At 71.3% G+C, this 13,468-nt stretch carries 14 protein-coding genes; 10 read left to right on the top strand and 4 right to left on the bottom strand.

Annotated features, from left to right (window positions below):
- Positions 1-5 precede the first annotated feature (5 nt).
- Complete coding sequence (locus ACFVT5_RS15780; protein ID WP_389886874.1) at positions 6-176, top strand: hydrophobic protein; 171 nt, start codon at positions 6-8, stop codon at positions 174-176.
- 41 nt (positions 177-217) lie between these two features.
- Positions 218-616 carry an ACT domain-containing protein gene (locus tag ACFVT5_RS15775; RefSeq protein WP_389888125.1) on the top strand — a complete coding sequence of 133 codons (399 nt, stop codon included), beginning with the start codon at positions 218-220 and terminating at the stop codon, positions 614-616.
- Positions 617-629: 13 nt separating this feature from the next.
- On the opposite strand, the gene ACFVT5_RS15770 is transcribed toward ACFVT5_RS15775, so the two are convergent.
- From ACFVT5_RS15770 to ACFVT5_RS15755, 4 genes are all read right to left on the bottom strand, one after another.
- Positions 630-1,013, bottom strand: coding sequence for a nuclear transport factor 2 family protein (locus tag ACFVT5_RS15770; protein ID WP_389886871.1), 384 nt, complete (start codon positions 1,011-1,013; stop codon positions 630-632).
- Positions 1,014-1,080: 67 nt separating this feature from the next.
- Positions 1,081-1,422 (bottom strand): transketolase C-terminal domain-containing protein, encoded by a 342-nt coding sequence (locus ACFVT5_RS15765; protein ID WP_389886868.1) that lies wholly within the window; start codon positions 1,420-1,422, stop codon positions 1,081-1,083.
- A 204-nt stretch (positions 1,423-1,626) separates the two neighbouring features.
- A complete protein-coding gene (locus tag ACFVT5_RS15760) occupies positions 1,627-2,319 on the bottom strand; it encodes an RraA family protein (protein WP_389886865.1) in 693 nt (230 codons plus the stop codon).
- Positions 2,320-2,398: 79 nt separating this feature from the next.
- Complete coding sequence (locus ACFVT5_RS15755; RefSeq protein ID WP_389886862.1) at positions 2,399-5,671, bottom strand: family 78 glycoside hydrolase catalytic domain; 3,273 nt, start codon at positions 5,669-5,671, stop codon at positions 2,399-2,401.
- A gap of 497 nt (positions 5,672-6,168) precedes the next feature.
- On the opposite strand from ACFVT5_RS15755, the gene ACFVT5_RS15750 reads away from it, so the two are divergent.
- From ACFVT5_RS15750 to ACFVT5_RS15715, 8 genes are all read left to right on the top strand, one after another.
- The gene (locus ACFVT5_RS15750) at positions 6,169-6,495 is read left to right on the top strand and encodes a TcmI family type II polyketide cyclase (protein ID WP_389886859.1); all 327 of its coding nucleotides are present in this window, start codon (positions 6,169-6,171) and stop codon (positions 6,493-6,495) included.
- The gene (locus tag ACFVT5_RS15745; protein WP_389886856.1) at positions 6,492-7,763 is read left to right on the top strand and encodes a beta-ketoacyl-[acyl-carrier-protein] synthase family protein; all 1,272 of its coding nucleotides are present in this window, start codon (positions 6,492-6,494) and stop codon (positions 7,761-7,763) included. The genes ACFVT5_RS15750 and ACFVT5_RS15745 overlap by 4 nt, the downstream gene beginning before the upstream one ends.
- Positions 7,760-8,977 (top strand): ketosynthase chain-length factor, encoded by a 1,218-nt coding sequence (locus ACFVT5_RS15740; RefSeq protein ID WP_389886853.1) that lies wholly within the window; start codon positions 7,760-7,762, stop codon positions 8,975-8,977. The genes ACFVT5_RS15745 and ACFVT5_RS15740 overlap by 4 nt, the downstream gene beginning before the upstream one ends.
- A gap of 76 nt (positions 8,978-9,053) precedes the next feature.
- Positions 9,054-9,323: an acyl carrier protein gene (locus tag ACFVT5_RS15735; RefSeq protein ID WP_389886850.1), complete on the top strand. Its 270-nt coding sequence runs from the start codon at positions 9,054-9,056 to the stop codon at positions 9,321-9,323.
- A 15-nt stretch (positions 9,324-9,338) separates the two neighbouring features.
- Positions 9,339-10,157, top strand: coding sequence for a 3-oxoacyl-ACP reductase FabG (gene fabG / locus ACFVT5_RS15730; protein ID WP_389886847.1), 819 nt, complete (start codon positions 9,339-9,341; stop codon positions 10,155-10,157).
- 61 nt (positions 10,158-10,218) lie between these two features.
- Entirely contained in the window at positions 10,219-11,211 is a 993-nt protein-coding gene (locus ACFVT5_RS15725) for an aromatase/cyclase (RefSeq protein WP_389886844.1), read from the top strand.
- Between the two features lie 65 nt (positions 11,212-11,276).
- On the top strand, positions 11,277-12,737 hold the full coding sequence (locus tag ACFVT5_RS15720; protein ID WP_389888122.1) for an FAD-dependent monooxygenase: 1,461 nt from the start codon (positions 11,277-11,279) through the stop codon (positions 12,735-12,737).
- A 40-nt stretch (positions 12,738-12,777) separates the two neighbouring features.
- On the top strand, positions 12,778-13,458 hold the full coding sequence (locus tag ACFVT5_RS15715) for an antibiotic biosynthesis monooxygenase family protein (RefSeq protein WP_389886841.1): 681 nt from the start codon (positions 12,778-12,780) through the stop codon (positions 13,456-13,458).
- Positions 13,459-13,468: the final 10 nt, after the last annotated feature.

The raw sequence follows: 13,468 nt of genomic DNA, 5'->3' as shown, positions 1-13,468 counted from the left end.
ACACTGTGATTCCCATCCTGCTGGTTCTCCTGCTGGTCCTGGTCCTCTTCGGACTCGGGTTCGCGATCAAGATTCTCTGGTGGATCGCCCTCGCCTTCCTGGTGGTCTGGGTAATCGGGTTCCTCTTTCACGGTTCGAGGACGGGTGGATCGAGGTCCCATTGGTACCGCTGGTGAGACCGCCCGACGAGACCGCGGGCCGGCCCCCGGACCGGCCCGTGAGCGGTGAGCGCGACCTGCGAAGACTGCTGAGCGGAATGCGGCCGGAACTGAACCCGGGCCGCTATGTGTTCACCTTCACCGAGGCCGGAGTTCCATCCGGGGTCACGCCCGTCGTCACTGTCGCCGAGCCGGAGGGCCTGACCCTCGTCGTCCGTCAGGAGGACGCCGACACGGCCGGACTCGCGTACGCGTATGTGGCGGGCTGGATCACCCTGCGTGTCCACTCCGCGCTGGACGCGGTCGGCCTCACCGCCGCCGTCGCGCGGGAACTCGCGACGGCGGGGCTGAGCTGCAATGTCGTGGCGGGCTACCACCACGACCATCTCTTCGTCCCCCATGAACGCGCCACCGAGGCCGTCACCCTGCTGGACGACCTGGCACGACGCTCGGGCTGAGAGGCCGCCCCGGTCAGCGCCCGGGTGCCGTCCCGGACACGTCACCCGCGAAGACGATCATCTGGTCGATCCTGTCCTCCCGGAGGTGGACCACATCGGTGCCGACCAGCGTGGGTCCGTCGTCGGGCGTGCGGTACATCCAGCGGTAGCGCGCCCATTCGCCCGGGGCGTCCACCCTGGAGCAGCGCTCCATGACGCCCGGCCCGGCCGGGTGGCGCCGCATTTCCAGGACGAAGCGCTCCACCGACTCCACGGTGTCACTGCGCCCCAGCGGACCCCAGAACACCACGTCCGAGGTGAGGGCCTGGGAGAGAAGTTCCGTCACATAGCTGTCCGTCGACGCGTTGAACGCCGAAATGAACGTGTCGATGGCCGACTGGGCCGCTTCTTCCTGCATCGTTCCTTCCTACCAGAGTGCGGACCCCGGAACACCTGGGCCACCCGCGTCGAGCCGAGCCGAGCACTCAGGGGCGTACCGCGAAGTCCACCTGGAATCCGAGCAGTTCCCGGGCCGCCCGAGCGACCGCGTCGGCCGTGATGCCGAAGTGCTCGTAGAGTTCCGCGGCCGACGCCGACGCGCCGAACTCCTCGACGCCGATCGTCCGGCCGTCCAGGCCGACCAGGTCGTACCAGCTCTGGCCCACCCCCGCCGCCACCGCGATCCGCCGCCGCACGCCCGGCGGAATGATCCGGTCCCGGTACGCGGCGTCCTGTGCGTCGAACCATTCGCGGCACGGCATCGAGACGACCCGCGCGCGGATGCCGTCGTCCGCGAGGTCCCGTGCGGCGGCCACGGCTGTCTCCACCTCGGAGCGGTCCGCCGGGCGGGTACTCGGCGAGGCGCTCGCCTATGCGACCAGCCTGCTCAACCCCATCGTCCTCGGCGGCATGCTCGGCAGCACCGGGGACCTCGACCCTCGACACCACCCTGGCCGCCGGGGGTTCGCCGTTCGCGGCGGTGTGACGGGGCCGCCGCCGGACCGGCCGGCGGCGCCCCGGCGGCGCGCGCCCTACTCCTCGATGGCACCGCCGACCCTCCGCAGATGCTGCCGGAACGAGTACGCAGGATCGGCGGCGCGTCGCTCCAGATACGCGGCGAAGTCCGTCTGCCGCCGCAGTGTGTCGCCCTGCCCGATCCTGACGGCCTGTTCGCGTTCGGTGTCCCGGATCCGGCGGGCCGTCGCCAGGACCTCGTCCACGTGCGCGGCGGCGACGAACAGGACGCCGTCCTCGTCACCGAACACCACGTCGTCCGACGTCACCAGATGCGGGCCGAACCGCGCCGACACCAGTGCCTCGGGCTCCCGCTCGTCCAGCCGTACGGGACCCGGGGGGTAACTCCCGTAGCTGAACACCGGAAGCCCGATCTCCACCAGCTCCGGTGTGTCCCGGTGCAGCCCCCATACGACCAGGCCCGAGACACCCGCCGTCCGGGCCTCAAGCACCGCGAGGTCGCCGACGCATGCCTCGTCCTGCCGGCCGCCGTTGTCGATGACCAGGACATCGCCGGGCGCGGCCCCGCCGTACGCCTCCAGGAAGACGTCCACGCTGCCGTAGTGCCGCACCGGCAGTGCCCGCCCCGCGATCCGCCGCCCGCCGGTGACCGCGCCGATGCCGGGCGGCGCGGCACGCAGCGGCACACCACCCCGGACACAGGCGTCGGCCACCAGCGGTGTGGACAGTTCGGCGAATGCCTTCAGCACGGACGTTCTCCCTCAGTCGGTCTGCGCTGACAGCATCGCACTCCGTCCGCGTCGCACCCCGCCGGCGGCGCGCACCCCGTCAGCCGCGCGCCGCGAACTCCCACCGCCCCTGCGGCACCCGGTACACCACGAACCCCGGCTCGGTACGCACCTGTTCGGCACCCTTCGGAGCCGTCACATCGGTGCGGGCAGCCGCCGGTACGTGTACCTCCGCCGTCGCGCCGACCGGCACCCGTACCGTCATCCGTGTCGTCCCGTCGATCACCGACCAGGCGACGCCCGCCTCACCGCGCACCGTACGGATCGACGTACGGGCCCAGTTGACGCCGGTCCGGGCGTCGGGGCGGACCGTGAACGTGCCGTAGCCCGCGTCCCCGGGGCGCAGGCCCGCCACGTTCTCGTACAGCCACTGCGCCACGGTCCCCTGGAAGTAGTGGTCCCGGGAGCGGGAGTCGACCTGCCACATCTCCCACATCGTGTCGGCGCCGTTGTCGAACCAGTAGCCCCAGCTCGGATACGTCCGCTGTGTCGCGATGGCGTGCGCGACCTCCGGATGGCCCTGCGCCGAGAGCTGCCGCAGCAGCACACTCGTCCCCAGCGCGCCGGTGTTGAGGTGGTTGCCGCGCGCCGCGATGTCGGCGAGCAGCGAGGCGGCGACGCTCGCCCGCGCACCGGCCGGGACCAGGCCGAACGCCAGCGGTATGCAGTTGCTGGTCTGCCGGTAGCCGGGATCCTTCGCCGTGCGGTAGTGGCCCTCGGGGGCGAGGAAGGCCGCGTTGAACGCCGACTTCAGATCATCGGCGACCGACCGGTAACGGCGACCCACCGCGGTCTCCTTGAGGACATCCGCCAGCTCCGCCGTGTCCGTCAGCGCTCGGTGCAGATAGGCCGTCGCCGTGAGCCGGGTGTCCTCGGGCGGGTTGCCGCCGTACCCCGGTGGCAGATAGTCGCCGAGCGCGGTCACCGCGAGGCCGTCCCGCAGCCGTGCGATCTCCCAGTCGAGATAGCGCGTCAGCGTCGGCCAGTGGTCGCGCGCCACCCGGTCGTCGCCGTACACGCGGTACATCTCGCGCACCAGGAACGGATACACCGTCGTCCACTCCGGCGAGGGCCCCAGGTCCCCGTACCCCCAGCCGCCGCTCGGCACGATCACCGGGAGCTGTCCGTCCGGGTTCTGACTGTCCTTCAGGTCGTCGAGCCACTTGCTGAGGAAGCGGTGCATCCCGAACGCGTAGGTCATGACCGGCGCGCCGAGCTGAGCGTCGCCCGTCCACCCGTTCTTCTCGTACATCGGGGTGTCCGTCGGGATGCCGTGCAGGTTGTTCAGGACTGTCCGCCGCATCGCCCGGTCCAACTGCTCGTAGAACTCCTCCGAGCAGCGGAAGTCGCTCACCTCGTCCACCGGCGTGTGCACGATCCGCCCCAGCACCTGCGACGGCTCCGGTTTCCCCGGGAACCCACTCACCTGCACATAACGGAAGCCCTTGTACGAGAACTTGGGCTCCCACACCTCGTCCGCGCCGCCGCCCGCGCACACGTACTCGTCGGTCTGGAACCGCCCCGGCACATGCCCCGTCTCGGCCACCACACTGCCGTCCGCGCGCAGCTTCTCGCCGTGCACCAGGCGTACCGTCGTCCCGGCGGCGGCGCGCACGGTCAGCTTCGTCCAGCCCGCCATGGTGCGGCCCATGTCGACCACCCACACACCGGGCGTGAGTTCTTTGACGCCGACCGGCCGTATCGTGTCGATGATCTCGATCGGGTCGTGCGGCTGCGCCCGCAGAGTGCCCTTCGGGGCGTCCTGCCGCTCGGCCGCCCGCCAGCCGCCGTCGTCGAAACCGGTCCGCGTCCAGCCCTTCGGCGCCTTGCGGGCGTCGTAGGTCTCGCCCGCGTAGAGGGAGTTGGTGAGCGTGGGCCCCTCGGTCATCCGCCATGAACCGTCCGACGCGACCGTGGTGCGGGTGCCGTCCGGATGGTCGATCTCCAACTGGGCCAGCAGCCTGGGCTCGCCGTGCCACGGCGGTGTGTGCCAGTTCCACACATTCGGCGTCGTCATCCCGAAGAAGCCGCGCCCCAGCGTCACACCGATCGCGTTCTCGCCGCGCCGGATCCGGTCCGTCACGTCGTGCACCGCGTACAGGACGGTCTCGTCGTAGTCCGTGAACCCCGGGTCGAGCACCTGTCTGCCGATCCGCCCGCCGTTGATCTCGGCGTCGTAGTAGGCCAGTCCGCTGACATACAGCCGTGCCCGCTTCACCGGCTTACGGACCGTGAACGCGCGGCGGAGCAGCGGCGCGGGCTGCTCAGGAACCGCCACCGAGACCCCGGAACCCCAGGGGCCCTGACCGTACGGCGCGAGCACCACGGCCGGGTCCCAGCCCGTGTCGTCGAAGCCGGGCTCCTCCCAGCCCTGCTGCTCCCGATCGGTACAGCGCCAGCCCGCGCCCGTCACCAACTCCCTTGTCCCGCCCGCGTCCACGATCAGCCGGGCGAGCAGCCCGCCCGGGTTCACCGAGGCGCCGCCCCGGTTCGTCGCGAGCGCGGCCAGTACCACCCGGCCACCGCCCGCCGCCCGTACCCGCTCGGTGACGTCGACCAGATGTCCCGTGCGCCAGGCGTCCGTCCGCTCCGGCTGATGCGCGACCTGCTGCCCGCCGACGTACAGCGTGAAGTCGTCGTCGGCGGTCACCACCAGCGTCGCCTTGCGGACCTCCGCACCGGACGGCAGATCGAGCACGGCACGGAACCAACGCTGCCCGGGAGGAGCCCCGTTCGCCGTCGCCCCCGGCGACCAGATCCACGAAGCGCCGTCGAAGCCCGGGGGCCGCTCCGCGCCCGCCGCGCCGATCCAGTGCCCCTGCCACGCGTCGCCCGGCAGGGTCGTCTCCCACCAGCGCACCGGGCTCCACGCGGACGGCCGGCCCGCGCCGTCCCACACCCTGACCTGCCAGTGGTAACGCGTCCGGGGACGCAGCGCGGAACCCCCGTAGGCGACGCCGAACGTCCGGTCCGACGCGACCCGGCCCGAGTCCCACACCGTCCGGCGCGCGGAGCCGAGATCGGCGGGGGACAGGGCGACCCGCACCTGGTAGGCGGACTGCCGGGCGCCGCTCTGCCCCTCGGCCGCCAACTCCCAGGCCAGGCGGGGCCGTTCGACCTCGGTACCGAGCAGTGTCTCGGCGTACTCGACCGTGGTGCGCTCGATGCGCAACGGTCCATGTCGCTCCTTGCCGGAGCCCGGCCCGGCGGCCACGGCGGCCGGAGCGGTGGCGCCGAGCCCGGCGACCCCCACGGCCCCGGCGCCCACGACGGAGCTGCGGAGGAAGACCCGGCGGTTCCAACCCTTGGTCATCACACGTCCCTTGATCACATGAAGCACGACTACGGATGCGGGTGCTGCGGCCCTATGACTTGAAACGTTTCATTCCCTGGCTTAGGATCCTATGCAGCGTGACGCGTGCGCTTCAAGAGGCGTGCATTCCTTCAAGAGGTGTGCGCGGCCCGGCAGGAGGAGTGCGGCGAGCCCGAAATCCGGGTTCCGGGGAGGCGTTACGGGGTCGGGGCGCCGCTTCCCACGCGCTCGCCCTTCAGCTCAGATGTCGTTCATCGGTGACGGGGCGCACCCGGACCACGGGATGCTCGGTCTCGAACTTCAAGTGGCGCTCGCCGCAGGGCATTTGACACGCAGCCGACCTGCCGCCGACCTCGTCCTGTGGGTCCCCGGACATTCCTGCGGGCCCCTGTGGAACCTGACACGGACCTGAACAAATGTGCCTTGAACGGATGTGCGGATCCGAAGAGCCTTGAACACAAGATCCGGTGCTTCTGTCGCTCTGGGAGTGAATCCGCATGCACAGCACGCTGATCGTCGCCCGAATGGACCCCGCCGCGAGTATCGACGTGGCGCGCGTGTTCGCCGGGTTCGACGCCACCGAGACGCCCCACCGCATGGGCACCCGACGGCGCCAGCTCTTCTCGTTCCGGGGACTGTACTTCCACCTTCAGGACTTCGACGCGGACGACGGCGGCGAGCGGATCCAGGGCGCCAGGTCCGATCCACGGTTCGTCGGGGTCAGCGCCGAACTGAAACCGTTCATCGAGGCGTACGACCCGGCGACCTGGCGCTCACCTGCCGACGCGCTGGCCGCCCGCTTCTACTCCTGGGAGGCGGCGTGACGGCCCGCCGCGCGGTCATCACCGGGATGGAGGTGCTCGCGCCCGGCGGCATCGGCACCAAGAACTTCTGGAACCTGCTCAGCGACGGCCGCACCGCCACCCGGGGCATCACCTTCTTCGACCCCACACCGTTCCGCTCCCGGGTCGCCGCCGAGATCGACTTCGATCCCTACGAGCACGGGCTGACCCCGCAGGAGGTCCGGCGGATGGACCGCGCCGCCCAGTTCGCCGTGGTCGCCGCGCGCGGCGCGGTCGCGGACAGCGGCATCGACTGCGCGGCACTCGACCCGCACCGCGTCGGCGTCACCGTGGGCAGCGCGGTCGGCGCGACCATGGGCCTGGACGAGGAGTACCGCGTCGTCAGCGACGGCGGCCGGCTCGACCTCGTCGACCACCACTACGCCGCGCCGCATCTCTACCAGCACCTGGTGCCCAGCTCGTTCGCGGCCGAGGTCGCCTGGGCCGTCGGCGCCGAGGGGCCGGCCACCGTCGTCTCCACGGGCTGCACCTCCGGAATCGACTCGGTCGGCTACGCGGCAGAACTGATCCGGGAGGGCACCGCCGATGTGATGGTCGCCGGCTCGTCGGACGCGCCGATCTCCCCGATCACCATGGCCTGCTTCGACGCGATCAAGGCGACGACCCCCCGCCACGACGACCCCGAACACGCCTCACGCCCCTTCGACGGCACCCGCAACGGCTTCGTACTCGGCGAGGGCGCCGCCCTCTTCGTCCTGGAGGAGTGGGAGAGCGCACGGCGGCGCGGCGCCCATGTGTACGCCGAGATCGCGGGCTACGCGACCCGCAGCAACGCCTACCACATGACCGGACTGCGCCCGGACGGCGCCGAGATGGCCGAGGCGATCCGGCTCGCCCTGGCGGAGGCACGGATGAACGTCGAGACCCTCGACTACATCAACGCCCATGGCTCCGGCACCCTCCAGAACGACCGGCACGAGACCGCCGCGTTCAAGACGAGCCTCGGCCGGCACGCGTACCGGACACCCGTCAGCTCCATCAAGTCGATGGTGGGGCACTCGCTCGGCGCGATCGGCTCGATCGAGATCGCCGCGTCCGCGCTGGCCATGGAGTACGACACGGTCCCGCCGACCGCGAACCTGCACACACCGGACCCCGAGTGCGACCTCGACTATGTGCCGCTCGTCGCCCGCGACCAGTTGACCGACGCGGTCCTCACGGTCGGCAGCGGCTTCGGCGGCTTCCAGAGCGCGATGGTGCTCGCCCGGCCCGACCGGAGCCTCGCGTGAGCACCTCCGTCGTGGTCACGGGGCTGGGTGTCGCGTCCCCGAACGGGCTCGGCACCCGGGACTACTGGGCGGCGACCCGCGAGGGCAGAAGCGGCATCGGCCGGGTCACCCGCTTCGACCCGTCCGGCTATCCGGCCCGCCTTGCCGGGGAGATCCCCGGCTTCGTCGCCGAGGACCATCTGCCGAGCCGGCTCATCCCGCAGACCGACCGGATGACCCGGATCGCGCTCGCCGCCGCCGACTGGGCGCTCGCCGACGCCGATGTACGGCCCGGCGAACGCGACGCCTTCGAGATGGGCGTGGTCACCGCCAGCGCGTCGGGCGGCTTCGAGTTCGGCCAGGGCGAGCTGCGGAAACTGTGGGGCCAGGGCAGCCAGTACGTGTCCGCCTACCAGTCCTTCGCCTGGTTCTACGCCGTCAACAGCGGCCAGATCTCCATCCGGCACGGCATGAAGGGCCCCAGCGGTGTCGTCGTCAGCGACCAGGCGGGCGGCCTCGATGCCGTGGCGCAGGCTCGCCGGCAGATCCGCAAGGGCACCCGGCTCATCGTGTCCGGCGCCGTCGACGCCTCGATCTGCCCCTGGGGCTGGGTCGCCCAACTCGCCGGTGGCCGGCTCAGCACCAGCGACGACCCCACCCGCGCCTATCTGCCCTTCGATCGTGCCGCCCGGGGCCATGTGCCCGGTGAGGGCGGGGCGATCCTCATCCTGGAGGACGCCGAAGCGGCCCGCGCCCGGGGCGCCCGCAGCTACGGCGAGATCGCCGGGTACGGCGCCACCTTCGACCCCCGGCCCGGCAGTGGACGCGAACCGGGGCTGCGCCGGGCCGCCGAACTCGCCCTCGCCGACGCGGGCGTGGACCCGGGCGCCATCGACGTGGTGTTCGCCGACGCGGCGGCCGACCCGGCGCTCGACGCCGCCGAAGCCGACGCGCTGACGGCCCTGTTCGGGCCGCGCGGCGTTCCGGTCACCGCGCCCAAGACGATGACCGGACGCCTCTACTCGGGAGCGGCGCCCCTGGACCTGGCCGCCGCGTTCCTCGCGATCCGCGACGGGATCGTCCCGCCCACGGTGCATGTGGAGCCGTCGTCCGCGTACGAGATCGACCTGGTCGTCGGCCGGCCGCGCCCCGTCCCGGTCCGTGCCGCACTGGTCCTCGCCCGGGGCCACGGGGGCTTCAACTCCGCCGTGGTCGTCCGGGCCACCGACCCGTGAGCCGCCACCTCACCGCACCGCCGACACGGCCCGCCGAGGCCGCACCACCCCCACTCACCGACCCGGAAGGACCCCCGTGGCCACCCATCTGTTCACCCTGGACGATCTGAGGCGGATCCTGCTGGAGGCCGCGGGCGCCGAAGAAGGCGTCGACCTCGACGGCGACATCCTGGACAGCGCGTTCCAGGACCTCGGATACGAGTCCCTCGCCCTCCTGGAGACCGGCGGTCACATCGAGCGCGAGTACGGCATCTCGCTGGACGACGACACGCTGACCGACGCCGTGACACCGCGCGCCCTGGTCGACGTCGTCAACGCCCGGCTCGCCGAAGTCCGCGCCGCCTGAGAGGAGTTGACCGCCATGACACAGCAGCACACCGAACCGGGCACCGTCACCGCCGGTGGCGGCGGGCGTGTCGCCCTCGTCACCGGTGCCACCAGCGGCATCGGTCTTGCCGTCGCCCGTCTACTCGCCACGCAGGGCCACCGCGTGTTCATCGGCGCCCGCAGCGCCGACCAGGTCAACGCGACCGTCAAGGAACTCGGCGCCGAGGGACTCGACGTGGACGGCACGGTCCTCGACGTACGGGACGCGGCGGCGGTGACCGCGTTCGTCGCGGCGGCCGTCGACCGCTTCGGCACCGTCGACGTCCTCGTCAACAACGCTGGACGCTCCGGCGGCGGAGTTACCGCCGACCTCGCCGACGAGTTGTGGGACGACGTCATCGACACCAACCTGACCAGCGTGTTCCGGCTGACCAGAGAGGTGCTGAACGCGGGCGGCATGCGGCACAAGGACCGCGGCCGGATCATCAACATCGCCTCCACGGCGGGGAAGCAGGGCGTCGTACTCGGCGCCCCCTATTCCGCGTCGAAACACGGCGTCGTCGGCTTCACCAAGGCTCTCGGCAACGAACTCGCGCCCACCGGCATCACCGTGAACGCCGTCTGCCCCGGCTATGTCGAGACGCCGATGGCGCAGCGCGTACGGCAGGGATACGCCGCCGCCTACGACACCACCGAGGACGCCATCCTCGCGAAGTTCCAGGCCAAGATCCCGCTCGGCCGCTACTCCACGCCCGACGAGGTCGCCGGGCTCGTCGGCTATCTCGCGTCCGACACGGCGGCGTCCATCACGGCCCAGGCCCTCAACGTGTGCGGCGGCCTCGGCAACTTCTGACCGGAGCCGGCACCGCGCACAGGTAGTGACGACACGCACCGCACCCCGAGGAGGAGTGGTCATGACGACCCGCGAGGTCGAGCACGAGATCACCGTCGAGGCCCCCGCCACGGCCGTGTACCGGCTGCTGGCGGAGGTGGTGAACTGGCCGCGCATCTTTCCGCCCACGATTCATGTGGACCAGGTCGAGTACACGCCCGCCGAGGAGACCGGCGGCACTGGCACTGGCGGCACCGGCACCGGTGGGCGTCCGGTCGCAGTGGAACGTATCCGGATCTGGGCGACGGCGGGCGGCGAGGCGAAGAACTGGACCTCGCGCCGCACCCTCGACCCGGAGGCCCTGCGCATCACGTTCCGCCAGGAGGTCACCACGCCCCCGGTCGCCGCGATGGGTGGCACCTGGATCATCGAGTCCGTCAACGGTACGGCGTCCCGCGTCCGGCTGCTGCACGACTACCGGGCCGTCGATGACGACCCGGCGGGACTCGCCTGGATCGACGAGGCCGTGGACCGCAACAGCATCTCCGAACTCGCGGCACTCAAGGAAAACCTCGAACGCGCCCACGCCGACGAGGAGTTGACGTTTTCCTTCGAGGACGCCGTGACCGTCGACGGTGCGGCGAAGGACCTGTTCGACTTCGTCAACGAGGCGAATCTCTGGTCCGAGCGGCTGTCGCATGTGGCGTCCGTACGCCTCACCGAGGACACCCCCGGCCTCCAGACCCTGGAGATGGACACCCGTGCCAAGGACGGCTCGACGCACACCACCAAGTCGTACCGCGTCACGTTCTCCCCGCACCGGATCGCGTACAAGCAGGTAACGCTGCCCGCGCTGATGACCCTGCATACCGGCGTCTGGACCTTCGAGGAGGGGCCCGACGGGACGCGCGCGTCCTCGCAGCACACCGTCACACTCAACACCGCCAACATCGCACGGATCCTCGGCCCGGACGCCACCGTCGCCGACGCCCGCGCCTATGTCCACGGCGCGCTGAGCACCAACAGCGGCGCCACTCTCGCCCACGCCAAGAGCTACGCCGAACAGAAGCGGTGACCGTGGCACCGGACCGCCTGGTCACCACCCAGGTCATCGTGGTCGGAGCGGGGCCCGTGGGGCTGATGCTCGCCGGTGAGCTGCGGCTCGGCGGCGCCGACGTGGTCGTACTGGAAGAGCGGGCCGCGCCCACCACGGAGTCCCGGGCATCCACCCTGCACGCCCGCACGATGGAGATCCTCGACAGCCGGGGACTCCTGGCCCCGCTGGGCACCCCGCCCCGGGAACCGCGCGGCCACTTCGCCGGGATACCGCTCGACCTCACGCTGCCGAGCGCGTATCCCGGGCAGTGGAAGGTCCCGCAGTTCCGGACCGAGCGGCTGCTTGAGGACTGGGCGCGGTCGCTCGGGGCGGATGTACGGCGGGGGTGTGCGGTGCGGGGAGTACGGGCGGCGGGGGGTGGCGCCGACGGGGAGTACGTCGAGGCCGAAGTGGCGTGTGCCGAAGGAGAGTTACGGGTTCGGGGCCGGTATCTCGTCGGCTGCGACGGCGAGCACAGCACCGTACGTCGGCTGGTCGGCGCGGACTTCCCGGGGCACGACGCCCGCCGTGAACTCCTGCGGGCCGACGTCGACGGGATCACCGTCCCGAACCGCCGTTTCGAGCGGCTGCCCGACGGCCTCGCGATCGCCGCGCGCCGCGACGACGGGGTGACGCGGGTGATGGTGCACGCGTTCGACGGCGGCCGGGCCCCGGTCCGCGAGCCGGACGCCGCACCGGACTTCACGGAGGTCGCCGAAGTCTGGAAACGCGTCACCGGTGAGGACATCAGTAACGGAACCCCCCTGTGGGTCAACGCCTTCGGCGACGCGCACCGGCAGCTCACCCGCTACCGCCACGGCCGGATCCTGTTCGCCGGCGACGCGGCCCACCGTCAGATGCCCATCGGCGGCCAGGCGCTCAACCTAGGTCTCCAGGACGCCGTCAACCTCGGCTGGAAACTCGCGCTCCACGTCCGGGACCTGGCGCACCCCGGCCTCCTCGACACCTACCACGCGGAACGTCACCCGGTAGGACAACGGGTCCTCACCGGCATCGGGGCCCAGGCACGGCTCCTCCTCGGCGGCCCCGAAGTGGAGCCTCTGCGGGCGCTGTTGACGGAACTCATCGCCCACGAACCGGTCCGCGCCCACCTCGCGGGTGTCATCAGCGGACTCGACATCCGGTACGACATCGGGGGGCCGCCCCACGCCTGGCTGGGCGCACGCCTACCCGACCTGGCACTCAGTACCACCCAAGGGCGCGTCACCACAACGGAGTTGCTGCGCTCGGGGCGCGGCCTGCTCATCGGCTTCGACGGCACACCGGTCCCGGGCACCGCCGGCCGGGACGACCGGATCACGGCGGTGACGGCGCTCCGCCCCCCACCGCGCACCGCCCCGCCCGGAACCGGCTCGCTCCTCGTCCGCCCGGACGGCCATGTCGTGTGGGCCGGGTCGAAGCGCGGCGGCGATGTGTCGGGCCTCCGCCCGGCGCTGGAGCGGTGGTTCGGCCCCCCGTCCCGCCCTGGCCCTGACCGGCCCTGACCGCGTACCGCCGGCTCATCGACCGCAGAAAGGAAATCCCATGCCCCTCATCTCGCCCGACGACGGCTATCTCACCGTCTTCAACCTCTTCGAGACCGACACCACCGCCCTCCAGGACGACGTCCTCATCGCGATGCGCGACATCATCGACCACGCGAACTACCCGGGCTGGATCTCGTCGACGCTGCACTCCGGCATCGACGCGCCCGGCACCGCGAACTACATCCAGTGGCGCAGCCTGGACGACCTGGAAGCCCGGTACGCGGGCCGGAAGTTCCGTACCAAGACCGTTCCGGAGTTCCACCGACTCGCCCGCACGGTAAGGCTGTTGAAGACCGAGGTCACCTTCACACAGCACCATCCCGCGCTGGACGGCGCCGTCGAGATCTCGCCCAAGCGGGACGACTACACCGTCCTGATCGTGCTCGACACGGCCCCGGACCAGCAGAAGGAACTCCTCGACACACTCGCCGAGCCCGACGAGTGGATCAAGGACGTGCCCGGCTACCGCTCGCACACCTATCTGCGCGGACTCGACGGCACCTTCGTCGTCAACTACGCCCAGTGGGACAGCAAGGAACTGTACGACGCGTTCCACACGCTTCCCGAGGAGCAGCGGCCCTCCGAAGTCAGGGACGGCCGGGCGCGGGCCCGTGCCCTGGTCACCCGCCGTCAGGCCAACACGTACAGCGTCGTCCACTCACGCTCCGCCGAGAACTGACGAGGGGGAC

Source organism: Streptomyces sp. NPDC058001, from assembly GCF_042886315.1.
GTDB lineage: Bacteria > Actinomycetota > Actinomycetes > Streptomycetales > Streptomycetaceae > Streptomyces.
This window is presented reverse-complemented; position numbering and strand designations above follow the sequence as displayed.

What these genes read in the sequence shown, in the direction of transcription:
- fabG (WP_389886847.1), top strand. Translation starts at nt 9,339, where the DNA reads ATGACACAGCAGCACACCGAACCGGGCACCGTCACCGCCGGTGGCGGC.
- ACFVT5_RS15725 (WP_389886844.1), top strand. Translation starts at nt 10,219, where the DNA reads ATGACGACCCGCGAGGTCGAGCACGAGATCACCGTCGAGGCCCCCGCC.
- ACFVT5_RS15715 (WP_389886841.1), top strand. Translation starts at nt 12,778, where the DNA reads ATGCCCCTCATCTCGCCCGACGACGGCTATCTCACCGTCTTCAACCTC.
- ACFVT5_RS15770 (WP_389886871.1), bottom strand. Translation starts at nt 1,013, where the DNA reads ATGCAGGAAGAAGCGGCCCAGTCGGCCATCGACACGTTCATTTCGGCG.
- ACFVT5_RS15755 (WP_389886862.1), bottom strand. Translation starts at nt 5,671, where the DNA reads ATGACCAAGGGTTGGAACCGCCGGGTCTTCCTCCGCAGCTCCGTCGTG.
- ACFVT5_RS15720 (WP_389888122.1), top strand. Translation starts at nt 11,277, where the DNA reads ATGCTCGCCGGTGAGCTGCGGCTCGGCGGCGCCGACGTGGTCGTACTG.
- ACFVT5_RS15750 (WP_389886859.1), top strand. Translation starts at nt 6,169, where the DNA reads ATGCACAGCACGCTGATCGTCGCCCGAATGGACCCCGCCGCGAGTATC.